This window comes from Stenotrophomonas sp. STEN023, assembly GCF_056760135.1.
The window spans coordinates 15409-39466 of record NZ_JBRREF010000002.1 but is presented as its reverse complement, the minus strand read 5'-3'; the positions used below and the strand labels follow the sequence as shown (position 1 = coordinate 39466).

Annotated in this window: 22 protein-coding genes; 12 read left to right on the top strand and 10 right to left on the bottom strand. The window is 63.8% G+C overall.

Annotated elements, in window-relative coordinates:
• The first annotated feature begins 146 nt into the window (after positions 1-146).
• The 4 genes from ACVOLV_RS00685 to ACVOLV_RS00670 all read left to right on the top strand — a co-directional run bounded on the left by ACVOLV_RS00685 (position 147) and on the right by ACVOLV_RS00670 (position 2538).
• Complete coding sequence (locus tag ACVOLV_RS00685) at positions 147-818, top strand: energy transducer TonB (RefSeq protein WP_430980706.1); 672 nt, start codon at positions 147-149, stop codon at positions 816-818.
• Positions 819-904: 86 nt separating this feature from the next.
• Entirely contained in the window at positions 905-1648 is a 744-nt protein-coding gene (gene exbB, locus ACVOLV_RS00680) for a TonB-system energizer ExbB (protein WP_057629874.1), read from the top strand.
• 47 nt (positions 1649-1695) lie between these two features.
• Positions 1696-2124, top strand: coding sequence for an ExbD/TolR family protein (locus ACVOLV_RS00675; protein ID WP_057629873.1), 429 nt, complete (start codon positions 1696-1698; stop codon positions 2122-2124).
• 3 nt (positions 2125-2127) lie between these two features.
• A complete protein-coding gene (locus ACVOLV_RS00670) occupies positions 2128-2538 on the top strand; it encodes an ExbD/TolR family protein (RefSeq protein ID WP_303748133.1) in 411 nt (136 codons plus the stop codon).
• A 1334-nt stretch (positions 2539-3872) separates the two neighbouring features.
• Here the strand turns inward: ACVOLV_RS00670 and ACVOLV_RS00665 are convergent.
• The 3 genes from ACVOLV_RS00665 to cls all read right to left on the bottom strand — a co-directional run bounded on the left by ACVOLV_RS00665 (position 3873) and on the right by cls (position 6593).
• Positions 3873-4640 (bottom strand): pyridoxine 5'-phosphate synthase, encoded by a 768-nt coding sequence (locus ACVOLV_RS00665; protein WP_481552704.1) that lies wholly within the window; start codon positions 4638-4640, stop codon positions 3873-3875.
• Positions 4637-4951, bottom strand: coding sequence for a hypothetical protein (locus ACVOLV_RS00660; RefSeq protein WP_481552703.1), 315 nt, complete (start codon positions 4949-4951; stop codon positions 4637-4639). Before ACVOLV_RS00660 ends, ACVOLV_RS00665 begins: the two co-directional genes overlap by 4 nt.
• A 181-nt stretch (positions 4952-5132) precedes the next feature.
• Complete coding sequence (gene cls / locus ACVOLV_RS00655) at positions 5133-6593, bottom strand: cardiolipin synthase (RefSeq protein WP_481552702.1); 1461 nt, start codon at positions 6591-6593, stop codon at positions 5133-5135.
• Between the two features lie 395 nt (positions 6594-6988).
• Between cls and ACVOLV_RS00650 the strand changes: the two genes are divergently transcribed.
• The 5 genes from ACVOLV_RS00650 to ACVOLV_RS00630 all read left to right on the top strand — a co-directional run bounded on the left by ACVOLV_RS00650 (position 6989) and on the right by ACVOLV_RS00630 (position 12049).
• Complete coding sequence (locus ACVOLV_RS00650) at positions 6989-7504, top strand: MarR family winged helix-turn-helix transcriptional regulator (RefSeq protein ID WP_481552701.1); 516 nt, start codon at positions 6989-6991, stop codon at positions 7502-7504.
• The gene (locus ACVOLV_RS00645) at positions 7501-9681 is read left to right on the top strand and encodes an FUSC family protein (protein WP_481552700.1); all 2181 of its coding nucleotides are present in this window, start codon (positions 7501-7503) and stop codon (positions 9679-9681) included. Before ACVOLV_RS00650 ends, ACVOLV_RS00645 begins: the two co-directional genes overlap by 4 nt.
• On the top strand, positions 9671-9880 hold the full coding sequence (locus ACVOLV_RS00640; protein ID WP_481513393.1) for a DUF1656 domain-containing protein: 210 nt from the start codon (positions 9671-9673) through the stop codon (positions 9878-9880). The genes ACVOLV_RS00645 and ACVOLV_RS00640 overlap by 11 nt, the downstream gene beginning before the upstream one ends.
• Positions 9881-9894: 14 nt before the next feature.
• Positions 9895-10893, top strand: a complete 999-nt coding sequence (locus ACVOLV_RS00635; RefSeq protein ID WP_481552699.1) for an HlyD family secretion protein — start codon at positions 9895-9897, stop codon at positions 10891-10893.
• 64 nt (positions 10894-10957) lie between these two features.
• Positions 10958-12049, top strand: coding sequence for a PA0069 family radical SAM protein (locus ACVOLV_RS00630; protein ID WP_296247364.1), 1092 nt, complete (start codon positions 10958-10960; stop codon positions 12047-12049).
• Between the two features lie 204 nt (positions 12050-12253).
• On the opposite strand, the gene ACVOLV_RS00625 is transcribed toward ACVOLV_RS00630, so the two are convergent.
• The 4 genes from ACVOLV_RS00625 to ACVOLV_RS00610 all read right to left on the bottom strand — a co-directional run bounded on the left by ACVOLV_RS00625 (position 12254) and on the right by ACVOLV_RS00610 (position 15085).
• Positions 12254-12607 (bottom strand): hypothetical protein, encoded by a 354-nt coding sequence (locus ACVOLV_RS00625; RefSeq protein WP_481552698.1) that lies wholly within the window; start codon positions 12605-12607, stop codon positions 12254-12256.
• 65 nt (positions 12608-12672) lie between these two features.
• Positions 12673-13392 carry a 2OG-Fe(II) oxygenase gene (locus tag ACVOLV_RS00620; RefSeq protein WP_481552697.1) on the bottom strand — a complete coding sequence of 240 codons (720 nt, stop codon included), beginning with the start codon at positions 13390-13392 and terminating at the stop codon, positions 12673-12675.
• Entirely contained in the window at positions 13389-13817 is a 429-nt protein-coding gene (locus ACVOLV_RS00615) for a nuclear transport factor 2 family protein (protein ID WP_481552696.1), read from the bottom strand. Before ACVOLV_RS00615 ends, ACVOLV_RS00620 begins: the two co-directional genes overlap by 4 nt.
• A gap of 254 nt (positions 13818-14071) precedes the next feature.
• The gene (locus ACVOLV_RS00610) at positions 14072-15085 is read right to left on the bottom strand and encodes a class 1 fructose-bisphosphatase (protein WP_481552695.1); all 1014 of its coding nucleotides are present in this window, start codon (positions 15083-15085) and stop codon (positions 14072-14074) included.
• A 286-nt stretch (positions 15086-15371) separates the two neighbouring features.
• Here ACVOLV_RS00610 and ACVOLV_RS00605 point away from each other — a divergent pair, with 286 nt between their 5' ends.
• The gene (locus tag ACVOLV_RS00605) at positions 15372-16607 is read left to right on the top strand and encodes an MgtC/SapB family protein (RefSeq protein ID WP_481552694.1); all 1236 of its coding nucleotides are present in this window, start codon (positions 15372-15374) and stop codon (positions 16605-16607) included.
• Positions 16608-16882: 275 nt separating this feature from the next.
• Here ACVOLV_RS00605 and ACVOLV_RS00600 read toward each other — a convergent pair whose 3' ends face one another.
• Complete coding sequence (locus tag ACVOLV_RS00600; protein WP_481552693.1) at positions 16883-18085, bottom strand: amino acid aminotransferase; 1203 nt, start codon at positions 18083-18085, stop codon at positions 16883-16885.
• 176 nt (positions 18086-18261) lie between these two features.
• Here ACVOLV_RS00600 and ACVOLV_RS00595 point away from each other — a divergent pair, with 176 nt between their 5' ends.
• The gene (locus ACVOLV_RS00595) at positions 18262-20382 is read left to right on the top strand and encodes a TonB-dependent receptor family protein (protein WP_481552692.1); all 2121 of its coding nucleotides are present in this window, start codon (positions 18262-18264) and stop codon (positions 20380-20382) included.
• Between the two features lie 261 nt (positions 20383-20643).
• Complete coding sequence (locus tag ACVOLV_RS00590; RefSeq protein ID WP_481552750.1) at positions 20644-20967, top strand: hypothetical protein; 324 nt, start codon at positions 20644-20646, stop codon at positions 20965-20967.
• Positions 20968-21203: 236 nt separating this feature from the next.
• On the opposite strand, the gene adhP is transcribed toward ACVOLV_RS00590, so the two are convergent.
• Entirely contained in the window at positions 21204-22232 is a 1029-nt protein-coding gene (gene adhP / locus ACVOLV_RS00585; protein WP_481552691.1) for an alcohol dehydrogenase AdhP, read from the bottom strand.
• 109 nt (positions 22233-22341) lie between these two features.
• Complete coding sequence (gene adh, locus ACVOLV_RS00580) at positions 22342-23871, bottom strand: aldehyde dehydrogenase (RefSeq protein ID WP_481552690.1); 1530 nt, start codon at positions 23869-23871, stop codon at positions 22342-22344.
• Positions 23872-24058: the final 187 nt, after the last annotated feature.

Genomic DNA, 24058 nt, shown 5'->3' with positions numbered 1-24058 from the left:
GCAGGAATAACGCCTGAACGGCTGCATTTTAGATGCGCAGCTGGTCAGGATTGGTATAAGCTTGGAGGTTCCTGCGGTGTCATGCACCGCTGAATCAGGGGCGGCTTCACACCACCGCCCCGACCCCACTAAAGAGTTCTTGGCGCATGACGGAACAACTGGTCTTCCACCACAGGTATGACACCCAGAAAGAGACGGGCCTCAGCTGGCCGCGTATCGCGGGTATCGCATTTGTAATCGCACTGCATCTCGCAGCCCTGATGATGCTTCTGATTCCGGCTGTTGCCCCCAAGGCAGCTGCGGAAAAGGAACGCAATGTCATGGTGACGTTGGTCGACGCTCCGCCGCCGCCACCGCCGCCGCCGCCGCCGCCGCCGCCGCAGGACACCCCGCCGCCGCCGGTGAAGAATCTGGCGCCGCCGAAGGCTTCGCCGCTGCCGCCGCCGCCGGAAGCACCGGTGATCGACGTGCCGGAACCGCGTCCGAACGACGTGGTCACGCCGCCGGCTCCGCCTGCACCGCCGTCGCCGCCGGTTGATATCCAGGCCAGCGTGGACATCTCGTCCAAGGCCATGAACCCGCCGCGTTATCCGCCGGCAGCGTTCCGTGCTGGTATCCAGGGCGAGGTCATCCTGATCATTGATGTCGATGCCAGCGGCAACGTCACCAATGTGTCTGTCGAGAAGTCCAGCCGCAACCGCGACCTCGACCGAGCTGCAATGGAAGCGGCGCGCAAGTGGAAGTTCAACCCCGCCCAGAGCGGTGGATCGAAGGCAGCTGGTCGCGTCCGCGTCCCGGTCAACTTTGCGCTGAGCTGATCCGCGTGGCGGCGGTAATAGCCGCCACCAGGTCAGGTCAACATTAGCTACACCCTTTAACACCACACACAACAAAGGTAAGCGTCATGCTGCAGGAAATCTTCATCGCCGCTGCTGCCGGGGGCAACGCAAACAACGCTCTCTCGCAGATGGGCTTCGAGCATCTGATCCACGAAATGACCACCAAGCCGGGCGACTTCGCCGTTTCCTGGGTTGTTCTGTTGACCCTGGTGATCATGTCGGCCATGTCCTGGTACTGGACCGTCATCAACATCTTCCGTACCGCTCGCCTGAAGTCGGCAGCTGATCGCGTGCCGTCGCAGTTCTGGGATGCCCCGAACGCACAGGACGCCATCCGCGCCATGGAAGAGCAGCCGGCTTCGGAGCCGTTCTCCAAGATCGCTCTGGACGCAGCCCAGGCTGCTGCCCACCACCAGCAGGCTGGTGCGTCGGAAACCCTGAGCCGTTCGGAATTCGTTGACCGCGCCCTGCGTCAGGCCGTGACCCGCGAATCCAACAAGCTGCAGGGCGGCATGATCCTGCTGGCCACCGTCGGTGCAACCGCTCCGTTCGTGGGTCTGCTGGGTACCGTGTGGGGCATCTACGGCGCGCTGATCAAGATCGGTGCAACCGGTTCGGCCTCGATCGACGCCGTTGCCGGCCCGGTGGGTGAAGCACTGATCATGACCGCCATCGGTCTGTTCGTTGCTATCCCGGCCGTGTTCGCCTTCAACTTCTTCAGCAAGATCAACAGCGCGACTGTCAGCAAGTTCGACACCTTCGCTCACGATCTGCACGACTTCTTCGCCACCGGTTCGCGCGTTCGCTAATCCGGTACGTCGAGTAAGTCTTCGCAACGATATAGACGGAGCCCGTTATGGCTTTCAGTAGTGGTAACAGCAGCGGCCCAATGGCCGACATCAACGTCACTCCCCTCGTGGACGTGATGCTGGTGCTGCTGATCATCTTCATCATCACGGCTCCCCTGATGTCCCACAAGGTCAAGGTGGAGTTGCCGGAAGCCAACCTGATCCAGAATCCGGATACTGCGCCTGATCGCAAGAATCCGATTACGGTGGCGGTCAAGGAAGACGGCAAGCTCTACTGGAACGACGAAGAGGTCTCCAAGGAGACCTTGGAGTCACGTTTCGCGACCGCTGCACAGCAGACGCCGCAGCCGCCGCTGAATCTGCGTGGTGATAAAACCACCAAGATGAAGGTGATCAACGAGGTCACCAAGATCGCGCAGGGTCAGGGCATGCTGGATGTCGGTTTCGTTGCCACCAAAGACAAGCAGGGGCAATAAGACATGGCATTCAGTAGTGGTGGAAACAGGGGCCCAATGGCCGACATCAACGTCACGCCCCTCGTGGACGTGATGCTGGTGCTGCTGATCATCTTCATCGTTACCGCGCCGATCATGACGTATCCGATCGCCGTGGATCTGCCGCAGCGGGTTATCAATCCGCCGCCGCAGCTGCGCGAGCCGCCGCCGCCGATCGACCTTCGCGTCGATTCAAGCAACCAGGTTTTCTGGAACAACAGTCCAGTCAACGTGGGCGACCTGCAGCAGAAGATGGAAGAAGAAGTACAGAAGGATCCGACCAACCAGCCGGAACTTCGCATCGAAGCAAGCCCGGATTCGGAGTACGACGTCATGGCCAAGATCCTGGCCCAGGCGAAGAACGCTCAGATGAAGAAGATTGGCTTCGTGCAGTAAGCAATACTGCAATACCAAGTCATGACGCGACTGGAAAACGCCCTCCTGGTGGGGGCGTTTTTTTTTGTTTTTCAAACCCCTCGCCCGTACCCGGAGGAAGCATTCCGGCAACTGGGCAATGGGTATCTCGAACCCCGGGAGAGAAGCCCACGGGCATGACGTCCAGCGCTGCCTGGATGGCGGCAATGGTCTATCACAGCCTTCTTTGGACAGCTTCACTGTGCTGCTGCACAGCTAATAGCCCTGTATTCGCACGGCGTTTACGAAAGACTGGAACCCTGTAGCCCCCTGCCAACGGGAGCGCTGCGCTTGCCCGAACTACGGCATTTGAAGAACTCCGCAGATCGTAGCCACAAACAGGGGCTCAAGCCGTCCCGCATGCCGCGAGGGCGACTTGCTGGTGCTGGTTCCCTATTCTTCCAGGGCCTGGCCTTGGCCCGCTGCACTTGCTCATAGCGTCCTGGTAGCTACTTACCCACAGCTTTCTGTGGATAAGGCTCTGCTGTATTCAAGATGGTTGAAGAAGTCCGAAACTCGCTGTGGATTACTGCCGTGCGATCCACGTGGAAACCCAAAAGCGCTGATCCCGGAGCGACTACAAGCGTTCTTCCAGAACTGTGGATATCTCGGACTGAACGCCGCGAGCGCTGCTCGGCTCAGCCTGTCCCTGCCCCTCACAGGAATCCTGTGGATAACTCCTGCAATTCGCGATCGGCGACGCCCGCACTGGATCAGGCCGCGGAAGCGGCGCGCCGGTCTCCCTCGCAAAAGTACGTCTTTCCAACCGACACTCTCCTTGCTGTGAGCGCGTGGAGCGTGCGCGTAGAAAATGATGAGTTATCCGAAAATGGCTGTTGAAGGCGGACTTTGGGTACTTATGGTGGCGCGTTTCTGCCCTTGAACAGCCGACAAGCAAGTTCTAGGAACTCGACCGTCGCTGCGATCAACCAGATTGGCCTGTATGTACCTGCCGCCGATTCCAGCTTGAAAAATCTGTAAATCGGACCCTTCGAGCGTCGCTTCGAGGCGACTTCCACCTGTGGATAAGGCAGGAAAAGCATGCGATGGAGATTCACAGGAAACCACACGCTGAGAGATTCCAACTGGCGCTTTCCAGCCTATCCACAACGCTGAGCTGTTCAGGGGAAATCCCTACGAAACCCTGTGCAAACGTATGTGGATAAGTGTGTGGATGCAATTCTGACGACAGGGGCTGTGACAACGCCCCCGGGGGCGATGGAAGTGCCCCCATGCAGCAGCCGGACCGGGCTTATCGGCCAATAAGCCCGGCCCGGCGGTGGCCATTGTTGCAATCAGCAGCGAACCACGACGGTTTAGCTGTTCAAGCTCTCAGCTTCTGCAATTGCTGCAAGATAGCCGCCGACGCTGGCTTCCAGCCCCGTATACAGTGCTTCGCTGATCAAGGCGTGGCCGATGGAGACTTCCAGCACGTTGGGAACGTGCGCCAGGAACGCGGCCAGATTGGCCTGCGACAGGTCATGGCCGGCGTTGACGCCGAGTCCGGCAGCCTGCGCACGGCGTGCGGCATCGGCAAACAGCGCCAGTGATTGCCAGGGGTCGCCAGCGGCATACGCTTCGGCGTAAGGACCTGTGTATAACTCGACGCGATCGGCGCCGAGCACCGCAGCCTGAGCGACATCCGGATTGCCGGCATCGACGAACAAGCTGACCCGGCAGCCATAGGACTTCAGGGTGGCAATCAGTGGGCGCAGGCGCTCACCATCACGAGCGAAGTCGAAGCCATGATCGGAGGTGAGCTGGCCGTCACTGTCGGGCACCAGCGTCGCCTGCGCCGGGCGGGTCTGTTCGCACAGCTCAAGCAGGCCGGGATAACCCTCACGTGCCGGTGCGAACGGATTGCCTTCGATATTGAACTCGACGCCGTGTTGCTGGGTGAGTGCAGACAGCAGCAAGACGTCGGCAGCACGAATGTGGCGCTGATCGGGACGCGGATGCACGGTGATGCCATGTGCACCCGCGCGCAGGCAGGTCATCGCTGCGCGCACCACATCCGGATCATTGCCGCCGCGCGAATTGCGCAGCACCGCGATCTTGTTGACGTTGACGCTGAGTACGGTCATGGCTGTGTTGGCTCGCGGTCGCCAGCAGCGGCTGGCGGGCTGACAGGTGCGGGAGCAGGCGGCGCGACGGTCGCCGCGGTCTCTGGATCGGTCCTGGCTTGGAACTGCGCGCGCAGCGCCTGCAACTCAGCGGCATGCAGCGGGCGTGGCACCGAACTCACACCGCCGAAGCGGGCCACGTACAAGCCTTTTGCCCACAGCAGCAGGAACACCAGAGCTGCCAGCAATGCCACTACCAGCAACCAGGCGTGCGCCGTGGTGAAGGCAAACAGAAACGCGCCAAGCGCGAGCAATAGAAACAGCCAGTACATGACGATCTCCCTATCAGAGGCGTGCAGTGTAACGGCGCTGGCAGCGCCGATTCCATGCATGAACAAGGGTTTGGGTGCTGTACCGGACAGCCGGTAGCTTCAGCGAAACAAGCGGGCTTCCGCCAGCGCGATTCAGGCTGGCTAGCTACAGACCGGCACGGGATCTACTGAGGTATTTGCCTCACAACAAGGGCGAAGCCAGGCGCGCGAAGGCCTCCGGCAGGCGCTTGCGCCACAGCGAACGGTCGCGGATTGGCTGCACTTCCTCGGCGCTGTCGAATTCAGCCTGCAGGATGGCCTCCAGTTCGCCGGTGAGCTTGTGGTCGGTGTACATCATCGACAGCTCGAAATTGAGCCGGAAGCTGCGATGGTCGAAGTTGGCCGTGCCAACGATGCAGGTGTCGTCATCAGCGATGAAGGCCTTGCTGTGCAGCATGCGTGGGCCGTACTCGAAGATACGCACGCCCGCTTCCAGCAACTCGTCGAAGTAGGAGCGCGCAGCCAGGGTGACAAACCTGGAGTCGCTTTGCTTGGGTACCATCAGGCGCACGTCCAGGCCGCCGAGTGCGGCCGAAGTCAGCGCCATGCGCGCAGCCTCGCCGGGCACGAAATATGGCGTCACCAGCCAGACACGATGCTTGGCCTCCTGGATGGCGGCGACGTGCAGGCGATGAATTGGCTCCCACGCGGAATCGGGGCCGGACACCAGCACCTGTGCATCGATGCCGCCCTGTGCGCGGGTGGGCACATCGGCCGGAAACAGGTCCTCGCGCTCGAAGAGTTCCGGGCCGTGTTCGGTGGCGTAGATCCAGTCTTCCAGGAACACCAGCTGCAGGCTGTGGACAACTTGTCCACGGATGCGCATGTGCAGGTCGCGGTAGGCGTTCGGGTTGCGGCTGTCGTCTTCTTCGTCGGTGACATTGATGCCGCCGGTGAAGGCGACTTCGCCATCCACCACCACCAGCTTGCGGTGGGTGCGCATGTTCAACCATGGTCGCTTCAAGGGCTTGAGCAGCTGGCGTGGGTGGAACCAGGCCACTTCGGCGCCGGCATCGAGCAGCGGCCGCAGGAACTTCCTGCCGACTCTCGAGGAGCCCACCGCATCCAGCAGCAGCCGCACCTTGATGCCGGCGCGGGCGCGTTCCACCAGCGCATCGCGCATGGCGGTGCCGGCATGGTCCGGTTCGAAGATGTAGTACTCCAGGTTGACGTGCCGGCGCGCCTTGCCGATCGCGTCGATGATGGCGGCATAGGTCGCCGCGCCATCCAGCAGCCAATCGACATCGGTGGCGGTGCTCGGCGACAGCCCGGTGGTGGCCTGCCCTACCCGCGCCAGTTCGGTGCAGCTGGCATCGGGCGGGCACACTGCGTCATAGGTACTCATCCCCTCGCGCGAACGGCCACGGCGCAGGCGCTGGCGCACGATCTTCTGCGGGCCGAACAGATAGAACACGAACAGGCCGATGTACGGCAGCGCCGCCAGCGACAGGATCCAGCTCAGCGTCGCCACCGGCTCGCGCTTCTGCAGCACGATGTAGCAGGCCAGCACCAACAGATAGGTGACATAGGCGGCGGCCAGGATCTGGGCGACGTGGGGAATGCTGGACAGACTTGTCCACAGGTCTTGGAGGGCTTCGCGCATCCACCGATTCTAGCCATCGCCGATGACGCCAGGGGCGGGTTGGTTTTTGTAGGAGCGGCGTCAGCCGCGAAGCCACAGCTGGCTCCGGCGCCGAAAGCGCTGGGCAACCATGTAATCGGGTATGCGCTTTGCGCGGCGGGATGGTCAGCTTCGCGGCTTACGCCGCTCCTACAAAAGCTGCGGTGCATTCGCCGATGAGGTAAGCCTCGTTGTTGTGGGAGCGGCGTCAGCCGCGAAGCCACAGCTGGCTCCGGCACCGAAAGCGCTCGGCGGCCATGTAATCGGGTATGCGCTTTGCGCGACGGGCTTGTCAGCTTCGCGGCTGCCGCCGCTCCTACAAAAGCCGCTGGCATTTGTGCATTGCATCATTTAATACATAAATGTAATATACCGGGATGGACAAACCCATCCCCGCCGCCGGCGGCTACGCCAGCATCGACCAGAAGCTGGCGATCAGCAGTGCCCGCCACCCCGGTTTTCCGCGCGACCAGGCCATGCTGGCGCGGCTGATCAAGCTGGTGCACAAGCTGTTCTGCGACCACGGCAACCAGCTGATGCGCGAATACGGCATCTCCCATCCGGAGTACAACGTGCTGATGATGCTGGATGGCTCCGAGCAGGGCCTGAGCCCGTCGGAGATCAGCGAGGCGGCCAGTGAGAAGTCGTCCAACGTCACCCGTTTGATCGATCAGCTGCTGGCCAAGGACCTGGTCAGCCGCGAACCCAGCGGCGAGGACCGGCGCAAGCTGGTGGTACGGCTGAGCCCGGCCGGCGAGCAGCTGATCGAGCAGGTGATGCCGGCGGTGATCCAGCAGCTGCAGCACTTCTTCAGCGGCGTCGAGCCGGCAGAACTGCGCCGCACCGAAACCGTGCTGACCCGCATCCTGATGGGCCTGGAACAACAACCATGAGCTCCCAACCGGCTGAGTACGCGCCGGGCGCGCAGCAGTCCCCTGACACCAAGTCCCCCACCCCCTGGCTGCACACCTTCGCCCAGGCCATGAGCGGCGAACGCGCGGTATGGGCCTACATCGGCAAGGTGCTGGTGGCCTTGTACCTGTCCGGCTGGATCGCGATGCGCTTGGGCATGAGCTCGCCCGGCACGGCGATGATCACCGTGCTGGTGGTGATGAACCGCAATACCGGCATGGTGCTGGCCAAGGCCTTCTATCGTGGCGTCGGCACCGTGGTCGGCTGTGCGATGGCGGTGCTGCTGGTGTCGCTGTTCCCGCAAAGCCCGGTCGCCCTGGTGACGGTGATGGCGCTATGGGCCGGTTTCTGTGCCGGCGGCTCGGTGTGGAGCCGCGGCATGGCCTCGTACGGTTTCGTGCTGTCCGGCTACACCGTGGCAATGATCGTGTTCCCGGTACTCAACCATCCGCAGAACATCCTCAACAGCGCGCTGGAGCGCACCGGCGAGGTGCTGCTCGGCATGGCGGTGACCAGCGTGGTGTTCGACGTGCTGTGGCCCAACCGCCTGCGCGCCGGCCTGCGCGCCGCCGATGACGGCAACCTCAATGACTTCCTGGGTTTTGTCGCCGATGCGATCGGCGGCCGCCTGCACGGCTTTGAAGTGATCGAGCGCACCCAGAGCCGGGTGGTGCAAGGCGCGATCAACTTCGAAGACCTGCGTGCGATGGCGTACTTCGACGACCCGATCCTGCGCAGCAACAACGGCCAGCTGAAGCTGATCAACCAGCACTTCATGGCAGCCACCTCGCGTTTCCAGGCATTGCACCACCATATCGATCGCCTGCATCGCAGCAAGGACGACGCCCTGGTCGCAGCGGTGCGGGCAAGCCTGAAGCCCTTGTCGCAGCTGCTGGACGACAGCGCATTGCGCGATGACGTCCCTGCCCTGGCCAAGGCGCTGCAGCACTGGTGTGGACAACTCAATGGCGTGTTCGCCCGCGAACGGCGCGCGCTGCCGGCAGACCTGCAGACCGGCTTCGATGCAAGCGCCTTGCTGGTGCGCCGCTTTGCCGAAGAGCTGCAGGCTTATCTAGGCGCCAAGGCGCGTATGGAAACCGGCAACGGCCGCCTGCGGGCACGCGCGCCGCGCTTGAGCAAGGTGCGCTTTACCCGCGCCAATGACTGGTATGCGATTGCCCTGGCAGCTGTACGCTGCTTCGTGGTGATGCTGGCCCTGTCGCTGCTGTGGCTGAGCAGCAGTTGGAACCAGGGCGGTCTGGCGGTATTCGGCATGGCCGCGCTGGTGGCGATGTCCTCCGCTGCGCCCGACCCATTGTGGGTAGTGCGTCGGGCCACCATCGGCCATGTCATAGCGCCGTTCTTCGCGGTGCCTGGCTTCATTGCGATGGCATTGGGATCCGACTTCCCGATGCTGGTGTTGCTGACCCTGCCATCGATGATCGCCTCGCTGTACATCTCCACCCGGCCGCGCTTCGCGGTGACCGGCTTGGCCTTGAACGTCGGCATCCTGGTCTCGTGGAACATGGGCCCGCATTTCCATCCCAGCGCGCAGAGCTATCTGGACAACTCGTTGACGCTGGCGGTCGGCGCCTTCATCGCAACCGGTGTATTCATGCTGGTGCCGGGCCTGCCCGGCAGCAAGCAACGCCAGCGGCGCCTGCTGGAGCGCCTGCGGGCGCAGGTGCAGTTGGCGGTAAGCGCACCGCTGCCCGGGTTGCTGCCGAAGTTTGAAAGTGTCAGCCGCGAACTGTTCCAACAGGTAGCCAGCCGCACCGCGCCCGGCAGCCGCCCGTCACGGCAGTTGTTCGAGTGGGCCTTGCTGGTGCACGAAGCCGGGCATTGCGCGATCGATCTGCGCCATGACCTTGCCGAGCAACAGCTGCCAGCCACGCTGCGCGCACGGATCGAACAGGCGCTGGTACTGCTCGGCCAGCTTTACCGCGAACCGCAGGCACGCACCCTGCGCGATGCCAAGGCCAGCGTGCAGGGCGCGCTGAGCGAGCTGGCCGGCCCGCAACCGCAGGCGCTGCGCGCCGTGCGTGATCACCTGTACCTGCTGCAGATGAGCTTGGACGACAGCGCCTCGGTGCTGGCCGCCTACGTGCAGCGTTCACGTCGCCAGCAACGCCTGAAGGAGGCCCGCCATGCCGTTTGAAGTATCCATCGGCGATATCTATTTCCCCGGCTCGCTGGTGCTGGTGGTGCTGTTGCTGCCTGTGTTCGGCCTGCTGGATTACGGCCTGGGCCGGGTTGGCCTGTACCGCCGCGCGCTGCACCCCTCGCTGGTGCGCGTTGCCTTGTTTGCCAGCGTTTACTGCCTGGCCTTGTTGTTGTTCCTGCCGCACTTTTCCTGATTGAGGATGTACCGATGAAAACCGCCAGCCTGATACGAGGCGGTGTCACCACAGTGGTGGTGCTGCTGGCCGCAGTGCTTGCCTATGTGGTCTGGCACCAATACATGCTTAGCCCTTGGACGCGCGATGCGCGCCTGCGTGCCGAGGTGGTGCGCATTGCGCCGGATGTGTCCGGCCTGGTCACCGAAGTCGCCGTGCACGACAACCAGCGGGTCAAAAAAGGCGAGCTGCTGTTCGTCATCGACCGCGACCGCTATGCACTGGCAGTGGCAAAAGCCGAGGCCGATCTGCAGGCCGCCGAAGCCGCTGCGCGCGCTGCCGGTGCCTCGATCTCGGCGGCAAGTGCCGGCGCCAGCGCCAGCCAGGCCGAGTTCCAGATGCGCCAGGAACAGGCCCAGCGTCGCGCCCAGCTCGACGGCATCGTCTCGCGCGAATCGCAGGCCGATGCCCGCGCCGTTGCGCAGGCAGCACAGGCCAGCTGGAAGCAGGCACAGGCCAGCGCGCACGCCGCCAGCGCCGGCAGCCAGCAAGCCAGCGCCGCCCTGCAGCAGGCGCGTGTCATCCTGCAACAGGCGCAGCTGGAACTGGCACGTACCGAAGTACGCGCCAGCGCCGACGGCACCATCACCAACCTCGACGTGCGTGTTGGTGATTACGCCGCCGCCGGCCAGGCACGGATGGCGCTGGTTGCCAGCGAAGGCATGTGGGTCTATGGCTACTTCGAGGAAACCAAGCTGCCGAAGATCCATCGTGGCGATGCCGTGGATATCCGCCTGATGGCTGGCGGTGTGCACTTGCAGGGCAAGGTCGAAGGTATTGCTACCGGTATCGCTGACGCGGCCGGCCCTACCAGCAGCAACCTGCTGGCCGAAGTCGAGCCCACCTTCAACTGGGTGCGATTGGCGCAGCGCGTGCCGGTACGGGTCAGCATTGATCCGCAGTCGGTTCCCGCCGACGCCGTGCTCAGCGCCGGCATGAGCGCCACCCTGGTGATCAAGCCCAAGGCCGGCTGAAGCAGGCGCAAGGTGAATACGGCTGGTCGCAGATCCTGCGACCAGCCGGCGTTAGGGTAGGCGTATGCCTACCCCGATCAAGGGCCGCGGTGCCAGCACCTACCTGCCCGGCCGTTTCGAAACCCAGACCAGCGAAGCCGTCGATGACGGCTGGGCGGTCGATGAGAGTGAGGAATTCGCCGCCGCCCGGCTGCGCACCGATGTGCGCCCGGAGACCGCGCGCAGCATCATCAGCCGCAACAACTCGCCGGACGTGGGCTTCAGTCAATCGGTCAATCCGTATCGCGGTTGCGAGCACGGTTGTTCCTACTGTTTCGCACGGCCGACGCATGCCTATCTGAATCTGTCGCCGGGCCTGGATTTCGAAACCAAGATCTTCGCCAAGACCAATGCCGCCGAAGTCCTGCGGCGTGAGCTGTCCAAGCCCGGCTATGTACCGCAGCCGATTGCCTTGGGCATCAACACCGATGCGTATCAGCCAATCGAGCGCAAGCTCGGCATCACCCGCCAGCTGATCGAAGTGATGCAGGAAACCCGGCACCCGTTCTCGCTGATCACCAAGAACGCGCTGGTCGAGCGCGACATGGATCTGCTCGCGCCCTTGGCCGAGCAGCAACTGGTCAGCGTGCACTTCTCGGTGACTTCGCTGGACCCGCATCTGTCCGCCAAGCTTGAGCCGCGTGCGTCGGCACCGCATGCACGGCTGCGTGCGATGCGCCGCTTGAGTGATGCCGGCATTCCGGTCGGCGTGATGGTGGCGCCAGTGATTCCGTGGATCAACGACGCTGAACTGGAGTCGGTGCTGGAAGCTTCACGCGATGCCGGCGCCAGCAGCGCCGGTTACGTACTGCTGCGCCTGCCCTATGAAGTAGCACCGCTGTTCCGCGATTGGCTGGATGCGCACTATCCACAGCGCGCGGAGCACGTGATGAGCACCATCAACCAACTGCGCGGCGGCAAGGATTACGACAGCCAGTTCGGCAAGCGCATGCGTGGCGAGGGTGTGTATGCCGACCTGCTGGCAAACCGTTTCAAGCTGGCCAGCAAACGCCTGGGCTTCAACGCATCGCGTCAGCAGTGGCCGTGGCTGGATTGCAGCAAGTTCATTGCACCGTTGCCGCCGAAAAAGCCGTCGTTGCAGGGCGAATTGTTCTAAGCCCCACCTATAGTGCCGAGCCATGCTCGGCAGCGCGTCGTATCGGTTGTGGGAGCGGCGTCAGCCGCGAAGCGACAGCAATGAAGCTGCGATCATCTTTTCCACCTCGGTTGGTTCACCAGCTTCGCGGCTGACGCTGCTCCCACATTGGTTACTCCTAACGTCCCAGCGGAGCATGGCTCCGCTCTACCAAAGACGCACTGCTCAGGACGCAGGTCGTACATGCACAACGCAGAGGCTGCCTGGCCATTTATCCAAATGACCGCCTGTTTTTTTTGTGTAGACACCCGTTAGAAGTACATGAGTTTCCGGCTCGGCTTGGAGAGGTGAAAGGCCATCGATCCAAATGCCTTCGTCGAAATTGCGCGCGTAGATATCCACGCCTGCGTCTCGATACAGCGCCGAGTGCTCGAAGCCATGCACGTAGTAGCCTGAAACGGAGACAGCACGCCCTTCGTACTCATGACCGTTTGCGAGGAGCTCGCCGAGGGAAACGGGTTGAGGAACACCGATGTGGCGCTCACAAAGGCTGTTGACAGCAGGTGAGGCTTGTTTCATCGCTGGCGGCGGTGGACAAGCGCAGGCCGACAACAACAGAGAAGTCAGAGCAAGCGGGAGGAATCTCATGTCCCACCGGCTTCTGTCGCCTCGCCATACAACCGCTGCGCCGACTGGAACAAAATCCAACTGGTCGCAATGAACTTGTCGCCACCCTGCGGGCGATTGCCACGATGGGTGTGGGTGAACGCCGTCGGCGCAATCAACAGACTGCCCGTACGTGGCACCACCTTGCGTTGCTGGAACAGGAATTCGGTCTCGCCATCCTCGAAGCCGTCATTGAGGTATAGCGTCCACAGCAGGTGCCGGTGCAGGGTTTCGCCACCAGGATCACGCGGGAACAATTCGCAGTGCCAATAGGGGTAGCCGCCCTCGCCCGCCGTATACCACTGCAGGTTGATCGCGCCGGGGCGCAGGCAGGTGCGCGCGAGTTCGGATAGCGCGGCATCGTCCATACCCTGGAAATCATCTGCGCTCAGTCGTCGCGCCTGGCCTTGCGCATCGGGTACCTGCAGCATCAACGGTGAAATCAGAACCTGTGGATAACGTCGCAGGTACTGCAGCATGCCGTTGAACACCGCCTGCTGCAGGCGCTGCTCGACATCGCGCCAACCCTCGTTGCCGCTGATGCGCAGGTCGTGGCTGCGTTTGAGTTCGGGGAATACACCGCTGCCGACCTGGCCGGGTTTGAGCTGTGTGCTGTGGCGCAGACGTTCGACGATTGCCGCGCAATCGGCGGCAGTCAGTGCGTTGTCATAGACCTCGATGAAGTCGGGCACGCTCATTGCGTGGCCTCCAGCCGGGACGAGTGCGAAGCCAGCATCTGCCATTGGCCATCGCGCAGCAGCCAGACGCGGGTGAAGCGGAACCTGCCTTCCCAAGGCTTTCCATCGCTGATGGCGGCCTGCACGCTGATGCCGGTGATCACCGCGGTATCGCCATGCTGGCGGACCTGCACGTCTTCGTTGTCGATGCGGGTGTTGCGGCGCTGGCGGGTTGCCAGCTCGTTCAGGTAGTCGGCCTTGTGCTGCACGCGGCCGTCGGAATGAGTGAGCAGCCAGTCTTCAGCAAGCAGTGGTGCTAGCGCTTTGGCATCACCGTGCAGGCGCAGCTGGTTCCATGCCGTATCGGCTTGTTCCAGTGTTGCCGGTGTTTGTGCCCAGGCCCAGCCGGGAGCCAGCAACATCAACAGCAGAATCCATGTGCGCATCGACGGTATCTCCGGAGAGCTACCGCCGATGGTGGCGCGAACCGCCCCGCATGGGTAGTGCCGAGCCATGCTCGGCAGGGGCGTTCCCAGCAACGTCCAGGTAGTGCCGAGCCATGCTCGGCAAGGGCTTTCCAAGCAATGCCCAGCAGCGGGGCTGTACCGGTAATGCCCCTGCCGAGCATGGCTCGGCACTACAGGGGGTTTTCGGTAAGGCCTCAGCCGAGCATGGCTCGGCACTACAGGTGAAGCGGGGCTCAGTCTTGCAGGTCGTGCTCGCGGTGGTAGCGGGTGGCTTCAGCTACTTCGTTCTTCGAGCCGAGGAACACCGGCACGCGCTGGTGCAGCTGGGTCGGGGCGATGTCGAGGATGCGCTCGCGGCCATCGGTGGCGGCGCCGCCAGCCTGTTCGACCAGCAGTGACATCGGGTTGGCTTCGTACATCAGGCGCAGCTTGCCGGCCTTGGACGGGTCCTTCTTGTCCCACGGGTAGATGAAGATGCCGCCGCGGGTCAGGATGCGATGCACGTCGGCCACCATCGAGGCGATCCAGCGCATGTTGAAGTCCTTGCCGCGCACGCCGTCCTTGCCCGCCAGCAGGTCAGCCACATAGCCCTGCATCGGCGCTTCCCAGTGGCGCTGGTTGGACATGTTGATGGCGAACTCCTTGGTGTCCGCCGGTACCTGCATGCCGCGCTGGGTCAGCACGAACTCACCGGTTTCGCGGTCCAGGGTGAAGGCGTGGGTGCCATGGCCGACGGTCAGGATCAACATGGTGCTGGGCCCGTAGATGCAGTACCCAGCGGCGACCTGCTGGGTGCCCGGCTGCAGGAAGTGCTCGTCGCCCGGCTTATCCACACCCTTGGGCGAGCGCAGCACCGAGAAGATGGTGCCGACCGAGACGTTCACATCGATGTTGGAGCTGCCGTCCAAGGGATCGAACAGCAGCAGGAAGTCGCCCAGCGGGTATTCCGACGGCACCGGCTGGCTGTGGTCCATTTCCTCGGAGGCACAGGCGGCCAGGTGGCCACCCCAGGCATTGGCCTCGAGCAGGATTTCGTTGGAGATCACGTCCAGCTTCTTCTGTGCCTCGCCCTGCACGTTGCCGGTGCCGGCATCGCCCAGCACGCCGCCCAGGGCGCCCTTGCTGACAGCGATCGAGATGCTGGTGCAGGCGCGAGCCACGACTGCCACCAATTGGCGCAGGTCCGCGTTGATGCGCTTGGCATGCTGTTCTTCGATCAGGAAACGGGTCAGCGACGTACGGGACATGGACGGCAACTACCTTCAGACGAAAGGGGCGCTATTGTCGCGGCTGGCTCCACTTTTAGCGAGCCGCGGCCAGACTTTGTCTTCCTGTGGACAAATCTGGACAGAGCCTGCAAGACGATGCATTGCGCACGTACGATGGCCAGGAGAAGCCCCGCCAGGGCGGGCGCAAGCGGGTTATCCACAAGCGTTTGGGGATAATTCCATAGCGGAATGAGATGTGGATAAGTCCGTGGGTATTGGTTTTATCCACAGGCCTCGTACCATTCAGGGCCTTGCGGAGAACACGATGGATTGGAACCAGGCCACACATGGTTTGCTGACTGCTCTGGGCATCGGCCTGCTGATCGGCGCGGTGCGCGAGCGTCAGCACGGTGGGCGCAAGAGCCTGCAGGCTGGCGTCCGCACCCATGCGCTGTCGGCCCTGCTGGGTGCGGCGGCCCTGATGCTGGGCCAGGCGGTATTCGTGGTCGCACTGCTGGCGGTGGCGGCGCTAGCGTGGACCAGCTACTGCGTTACCTCGCGTGAAGATCCTGGCCTGACCGGCGAGATCGCCCTGTTGATAACTGTGTTGCTGGGTGGGCTGGGCATGCAGCAGCAGGCGCTGGCGGCGGCGCTGGGCGTGGTGGTGGCGATCCTGCTATGGGCCAAGGCGCCATTGGCGCGACTGAGCCGGGAAGTGATCAGCGATCAGGAAGTGCGCGACGCCCTGCTGTTGGCCGCCTGTGCGCTGGTGGTGCTGCCGATGTTGCCGGACAGCGCGGTCGATCCCTGGGGCGTGCTGGTGCCGTCCAAGCTGTGGCAGATCGTGGTGCTGGTGATGGGCGTGGGCATGCTCGGCCATATCGCGCTGCGGGCGGTGGGCGCGCGCTGGGGTCTGCCGGTAGCCGGGTTCTTTTCCGGCTTTGCCTCCTCGACCGCGGCAGTGGCCGGGTTTGGCCGCAGCAGTCGCGCTGCGCCGGCCTTGGTGATGCCTTCGGTGGCGGCCGCGTTGTTGGCGAATCTTGCCTCGTTGCTGTTGTTTGCCGCCGTTATCGGCACAAGTTCGGCGATGTTGTTGAAGGCTACGGCATGGCCGCTGGCGGCAGCGTGCCTGGTTCTGCTGTTGTGCTCGGCGCTGGGGTTGCGCCATGTGGCCGATGAAGCGGTGCCGCCGGGGCCGGCCAGCAAGGCCTTCCAGCTGAAACATGCCTTGCTGATCGCGCTGGTGATTGCGGTGGTGCTGTTGCTGTCTGAAGGGCTGCGGCAGCTGTTCGGGCAGGCCGGTGCCTTGGCTGGGGCGACGATTGCGGCCTTGGGTGAACTACATGCTGCGGCGGCGAGTATTGCCGGGCTTACGGCTTCAGGTGGTTTGGAGTTGGCGCAGGCGCGTTGGGGTGTGGTGGCGCTGCTCGCTTCGGCGTCATTGGCCAAATCGGTGCTGGCGTTCGCCAGTGGTGGCGGGCGCTATGGCGCTGGCGTGGCGATTGGGCTTGGGGCGATGGTGGTGGCCGCAGTGGTGGTTACCTGGGTGGTGCCGGGATAGCTGCTGGATATCCACAGGGGCTTGTGGATAAAGCAATGGCAGGAGCAACGGCACCCCTCCCCAGCCCTCCCCTGCGCTTTGCGCAAGGGAGGGGGCTAAGCTGCAGTTCGCGAAATGGTGAGGGCTGCAGCTATTGCCCCCTCCCTTTGCCGTAGGCAAGGGGAGGGGTGCTATAAAGCTCCAAGGCCTTTGCTCCACAGCTTTATCCACAACCCTCAAGCCAAAAAAAACCCGGGTTTCCCCGGGCTTTTCATCACATCAGCAGCAAGGCTGCATCAGCCGCGGCTGACTTCGTAGACTGCCTTGGCCACGTAATCCAGGTTGTTCTGGCTCAGTGCGGCAACGCAGATGCGGCCGGTGCCGACGGCGTAGATGCCGTAGTCGTCACGCAGCTTGTCCACCTGCGCCTTGCTCAGGCCCGAGTAGGAGAACATGCCGGCCTGCTGCTGGATGAAGCCGAACTCCGGCGCGCCCAGGGCGGCCAGCTTCTGCACCATGCCGGCACGCAGGGCGTGGATGCGCTCACGCATTTCGGTCAGCTCGGCTTCCCACACGCCACGCAGCTCGCCACTGTTCAGCACGCCGGCGACCAGCGCGGCGCCGTGGGTGGACGGGCTGGAGTAGATGGTGCGGATGATGCGCTTGACCTGCGACTGCACGGCCTTGGTCGAGGTCGCATCCGGGCCCACCACCGACAACGCACCGACGCGCTCGCCGTACAGCGAGAACGACTTGGAGTACGAGTTGGCGACGATGAAGCTGTCGATGCCGGCCTCGGCGACGATGCGCACGGCCTGGCCATCCTGGGTGATGCCCTTGTCGAAGCCCTGGTAGGCCATGTCGATGAAGGGGAACAGCTGACGGTCCTTCATCAGCGCAGCAACCTGCTTCCACTGCTCGGTGCTCAGATCGGCGCCGGTCGGGTTGTGGCAGCAGGCATGCAGCAGCACCACGGTGCCCGGCTGCAGCTTCTGCAGGTCGGCCAGCATGCCGGCGAAATCCAGGCCGTGCGCGGCGTTGTCGTAATAGGTGTAATCGACCACGTCGAAACCGGCGGCACCGAACACTGCGCGGTGGTTTTCCCAGCTCGGGTTGCTGATGGCGATGGTAGCGTGCGGCAGCAGGCGCTTCAGCAGATCGGCGCCGACGCGCAGCGCACCGCTGCCGCCAACGGTCTGCGAGGTCGCAACGCGGCCAGCGGCCAGCAGCTCCGAAGCTTCGCCGAACACCAGCTTCTGGGTGGCCTGGGTGTAGGCCGGCAGCCCGTCGATGGGCAGGTAACCGCGCGGTTTGGCCTCGGCGGCCAGCGTCTGCTCGATCTGCTTGACGGCGCGCAGCAGCGGAATGCGGCCGCTCTCGTCGTAGTAGATGCCCACGCCAAGATTGACCTTGGTGGTGCGGCTGTCAGCGTTGTAAGCCTCGGTCAGACCCAGAATCGGGTCACCAGGAACCTGTTCGACGTTTGCAAAGAAGGACACGGCGATACTCGTATCAGTGGCGGGGAGTGGGGGGTGTTCGGCGCGGGATGCAGCAAAAGCGCGCTCATAACCGCATCATCCTAACAGGGCTGGAGCCCCGTGGCCGTAGGGTTTCAGCTGGAACTTCAGCGCGCGGGGCGATGACGCTGCCTGCGTGGATCGGAGATGATGGCTGGATGCGTACCTGTAATCGTTTTTTCGCGTTCTCCGGGCTGATGCTGGCATTGCCGGCGCTGGCCGACGAGTTGCCCACCGCAACGCTGGATCGGGTGCAGGTCCAGGCGGCCAAGGTCCACGCGGTGGATGATTTCGACCTGCCCGCTTCCAGCACCACGTTGGCGCTGGGCACCGACGGCAATGGCCGTGGCGCACAGGTATCCGAAGTGCTGGGCGCGGTGCCCGGGCTGCTGGCGCGCGACCGGCAGAACCTTGCGCAGGACACCCAGCTGTCGCTGCGCGGGTTTGGCGCGCGCTCCACCTTCGGCGTGCGCGGGGTACGGCTGCTGCTCGATGGGGTACCGGCGACCATGCCCGATGGTCAGGGCCAGCTTTCGCACTTCAATGTGTTTGGCGCGGAGCGGGTGGAGGTGCTGCGTGGGCCGTTCTCGGCGCTGTACGGTAATTCCTCTGGCGGCGTGCTGCAGTTGTGGAGTGCGGACGGGCAGGACGGCGATCCGTGGCGGCTGCGTAGCAGCCATGGCAGCAACAACAGCTCCAGCACCGGTGTGCAGCTCAAAGGGCTGGCCGGGGCCGTGCACTACAACGTGGCAGCCAACCATTTCCGTACCGACGGCTGGCGCGAGCACAGCGCTGCCCGGCGTGAATCAGTGAATGCGCGCTTGGGCGTTGATCTGGCGGCCGGCCAGCGACTGGAACTGCTGTTCAACGGCTTCGATGCACCGCATGCGCAGGACCCCTTGGGCCTGAGTCGCGAGCAAGTACGCGAGAACCCGCGTCAGGCCACCGCCGTGGCTACCCAGTACAACACCCGCAAGTCGGTGCGGCAGACGCAGCTCGGTGCGGTCTACAGCGCCGAACGTGATCAACAGACCTGGCGGCTGATGGGCTATGCGGGGCAGCGCGCGGTGGAGCAGTTCCTGGCGATCCCGCCGGGGCCGCAGAACAGTCCCCTGCACTCGGGCGGGGTAATCGACCTGGACAGCGATTACGGCGGCGTGGACGCGCGCTGGGCCTGGCACGGGCAACTGGCTGGCAAGCCGCTGGAGCTGGTGATCGGTGCAAATGCCGACCGTCAGCAGCAGCACCGTACCGGCTACGAGAACTTCATCGGCAACACCTTGGGCATCAAGGGCCGGCTGCGCCGCGACCAGAACGATCGGGTGCAGAACATCGATCAGTTCGCGCAGGCCTGGTGGCAGTTCAGCCCGCGCTGGTCGGCATTGCTGGGTGCGCGGCACAGTGAGGTGCAGTTCCGTTCGCGCGACCGCTACATCACTGCCAGCAATCCCGATGACAGCGGCAGCCGTGATTACTCGGCGACCACGCCGGTGGCGGGTCTGGTGTTCCGCGCCAGTGATGATCTGCGCCTCTACGCCTCGGCCGGGCGTGGATTTGAAACACCGACCTTCAATGAGCTGGGCTATCGCGCCGATGGTGGTGCCGGGTTGGCGCTGGATCTGGCCGCCGGCAGCACCCGCAATTACGAGATCGGCAGCAAATGGCGGGCGCGGAGCGGTGCGCGGCTGGAGTTGGCGCTGTTCCGTGCCGACAGCGAGGACGAGCTGGCGGTGGCGACCAACAGCGGTGGCCGCAGCAGCTACCGCAACATCGGTGCGACCCGGCGGCAAGGTGCGGAACTGAGCTGGCAGCAGCCGATTGCCGCCGACCAGCAGTTGCAGTTGGCCTATACCTGGCTGCAGGCCAGCGTGCGTGATGCCTACCTGACCTGCACCGGCCTGCCCTCGCCCTGCACCCAACCCAGCAACCTGGTAGCTGCCGGCACACGTTTGCCGGGCGTGCCGCGCCAGCAGCTGTTCGCACGCTGGCAATGGCAGCCGGGGCCGTGGCAGTGGGCGGCCGAAGTGGTGGCCGCCAGCGACATCGGCGCGAACGATCTGGGCAGCGCCAACGCATCCGGTTATGGCCTGCTGAACCTGGAGATGGCGCGGCAATGGGCCACCACACGCGGGCCGCTGCGCGCGTTCGCGCGTGTGGATAACCTGCTGGACCAGCGCTATATCGGCTCGGTGATCGTCAATGACGGCAACCAGCGCTATTACGAGCCGGGCCCGGAGCGCGGCTTCACCGTGGGCCTGCAGTGGCAATGGGCGCGGTGATCAGCCTCGCCGCAAGCTGAGCGCGCTTTGCCCCCTCCCTTTCGCGTAGCGAAGGGGAGGGTTGGGGGAGGGGTGCTTCTGCCTTTGCTTTTTCTTTTGCCGTCGCATCCACCCAACAACCACCTGAACACCCCGCTCACCCCCACCTAACGGCCCCAGGCGTATCTGTGAGCGCCCAACAGGGAGGGTTGTGCCATGTACCGCCCCGATCGCATCGAGCATCCCGCTGCGCCAACCTTGTTTGCCGCCGATCCCAAGCTGATGCGGCGTGGCCGGCTCAGGCGCAACCAACATGCTGCCGACGAAGTGGCGCAGGATTTCGTTCAGTACAGCCTCGACGACTACGCGCGGCGCCGCCGTGGCGCGCGCGGCTGGCTGGATCTGCAACCGGCCTATGCATTTGCGCTGGCAACGCACGCAGCGGATTGGCCGCGTGGCAATGGCGACACCGATGTGGAGCTGGCCGAACACTGGGAACAGGCACGCGGTGGCTCGCGGCTGCGTTGGGAACAGGTGCGGGATCTGGTCGAAGACGCATGGCTGGCGCTGGACCGCATGCCGGTGGCGGCGGTGCACGCACGCTGACCAGGGTATTGCAGTGATGTAGTGCCGAGCCATGCTCGGCAGGGGCCTTCCCAGCGGCATGAATTTTTGTAGGCGATGATCTGCCAGTCCATCAGCTTCGCGGCTGACGCCGCTCCCACAAAACCGGTATTGCTGATGTAGTGCCGAGCCATGCTCGGCAGAACTTGCTTGATCAAAAAAAAAGCAATCCAGCCAGCACACCCCGGGGGAGGAGCGGATGTGCTGGCCGGTTGCGATCAGGCGTTGAAGTCCAACACCACGCGCCCTTCAATCGCACCTGCGTGCATGCGCTTGAACACGTCGTTGATGTTCTCCAGCTTGTCGGTGCTCACCGTCGCCGCGACCTTGCCGTCGGCAGCGAACTGCAGCGATTCCTGCAGGTCCAGGCGGGTGCCGACAATCGAACCGCGTACGGTGATGCCGTTGAGCACCATGCCGAAGATGTCCAGCGGGAAGTCACCCGGCGGCAGGCCGTTCAAGGACACCGTGCCACCACGCCGCACCATGCCCAGCGCCTGCTCGAAGGCCTTGGGCGATACCGCCGTCACCAGGGCACCGTGCGCGCCGCCGATTTCCTTCTTCAGGAACGCAGCCGGATCGGTGTTGCGGGCGTTGACGGTGATGCTGGCACCCAGGCGCTTGGCCAGGGCCAGCTTGTTGTCGTCGATATCCACCGCGGCCACGTTCAAGCCCATTGCCTTGGCGTACTGCACCGCCATGTGGCCGAGGCCGCCGATACCCGAAATCGCCACCCAGTCACCGGGCTTGGTATCGGTGACCTTCAAACCCTTGTAGACGGTGACGCCCGCGCACAGGATCGGTGCGATCTCGACGAAGCCCACTTCCTTGGGCAGCAGGCCGACGTAGTTGGCGTTGGCCAGTGCGTATTCGGCGAAGCCACCGTTCACCGAATAACCGCTGTTCTGCTGCGCTTCGCACAGGGTTTCCCAGCCGCCCAGACAGTGCTCGCAATAGCCGCAGGCCGAGTACAGCCACGGAATGCCGACGCGGTCGCCTTCCTTGATGTGAGTGACACCCGCACCCACCGCGACCACGTGACCGACGCCTTCATGGCCGGGAATGAACGGGGGATTGGGCTTCACCGGCCAGTCGCCTTCGGCGGCGTGCAGGTCGGTGTGGCAGACGCCACAGGCCTCGATCTTGACCAGGATGTCGCCTGCGGCCGGGCGCGGCACGGTTACTTCTTCAATCACCAGCGGCTTGCCGAATGCGCGGACCACGGCCGCCTTCATCGTCTTGTCCATCAATGGATCTCCTTTGCGGGGAATAAGTCCAGCTTCGCGCCAAGCCTGGCTTGGCGCCTTGATCCAGATCACGCCCGGCCAGTGCCGACCGGGCGCATCCGGGCTTGGTTCAGAAGAAGCCCAGCTTTTTCGGCGAATAGCTGACCAGCAGGTTCTTGGTCTGCTGGTAATGGTCGAGCATCATCTTGTGGTTCTCGCGGCCGATGCCCGACTGCTTGTAACCGCCGAACGCGGCATGGGCGGGATAGGCGTGATAGCAGTTGGTCCACACCCGCCCGGCCTGTATCGCACGGCCCATGCGGTACAGGCGTGAAGCATCGCGGCTCCACAGGCCGGCACCTAGGCCGTACAAGGTGTCATTGGCGATCTCCAGTGCTTCCTCTTCGGTCTTGAAGGTAGTCACCGACACCACCGGCCCAAAGATCTCCTCCTGGAACACGCGCATCTTGTTGTGGCCCTTGAACACCGTCGGCTTCACATAGAAGCCATCGGCCAGATCGCCGTCGAGCTGGTTCTGCTCGCCGCCGATCAGCACTTCCGCGCCCTCGGCCTTGCCGATCTCGATGTAGGACAGGATCTTCTGCAGCTGCTCCTGCGAGGCCTGCGCGCCGACCATGGTGTTCGGGTCCAGCGGGTTGCCCTGCTTGATCGCCGCCACCCGCGCCAGTGCGCGCTCCATGAACTTCTCGTAGATCGATTCCTGGATCAGTACCCGCGACGGACAGGTGCAGACCTCGCCCTGGTTGAAGGCGAACATCACGAAGCCTTCCACCGCCTTGTCGAGGAAATCATCGTCCTCGTCCATCACGTCGGCGAAGAAGATGTTCGGCGACTTGCCACCGAGTTCCAGCGTCACCGGGATCAGGTTCTGGCTGGCGTACTGCATGATCAGCCGGCCGGTGCTGGTCTCGCCGGTGAAGGCGATCTTGGCAATGCGCGGGCTGCTGGCCAGCGGCTTGCCGGCTTCCAGGCCGAAGCCGTTGACGATGTTGAGCACGCCCGGCGGCAGCAGGTCGCCGATCACTTCCATCAATACCAGGATCGAGGCCGGGGTCTGCTCGGCCGGCTTCAGCACGATGCAGTTGCCGGCGGCCAGTGCCGGGGCCACTTTCCACGCCGCCATCAGCAGCGGGAAGTTCCACGGGATGATCTGCCCGACCACGCCCAGCGGCTCGTGGAAGTGATAGGCCACGGTGTCGTTGTCGATCTGCGACAGGCTGCCTTCCTGCGCGCGCAGCGCACCGGCGAAATAGCGGAAATGGTCGGCCATCAACGGCACGTCGGCGTTGAGGGTCTCGCGGATCGGCTTGCCGTTGTCCCAGGTCTCGGCATGGGCGATCAGCTCGAGGTTCTCCTCAATGCGATCAGCGATGCGGTTGAGGATGTTGGCGCGCTCGGTGGTCGAACGCTTGCCCCAGGCATCCTTGGCGGCGTGCGCGGCATCCAGCGCCAGCTCCACGTCCTCGGCGTTGGAGCGCGCCACCTGGGTGAATACCTTGCCGGTGATCGGCGTGGTGTTGTCGAAATACTGGCCACTGCGCGGGGCCACCCATTCACCGCCGATGTAGTTGCCATAGCGGGCTTTGAACAGGGACTGCGGGTCGGTGGCATGCGGCTTGGCGGACAGGACTGCGTTCATCTGTGGAATCTCCGGTTCAGCGGTGTGTGGGCCGCGTGTGTGGCGGTGGCTACAACAGGCGCAAGAGCGATGCCAAGTTCCGCCTGTTGCGTTGCGGCACGATGAAAAGCCACTGGCGGCGGAAATCCACGCGCGGATTTGCTGCACTGCGAAACCGCAGGTGATTGCAGCGCCCGTCCGGGTGTGG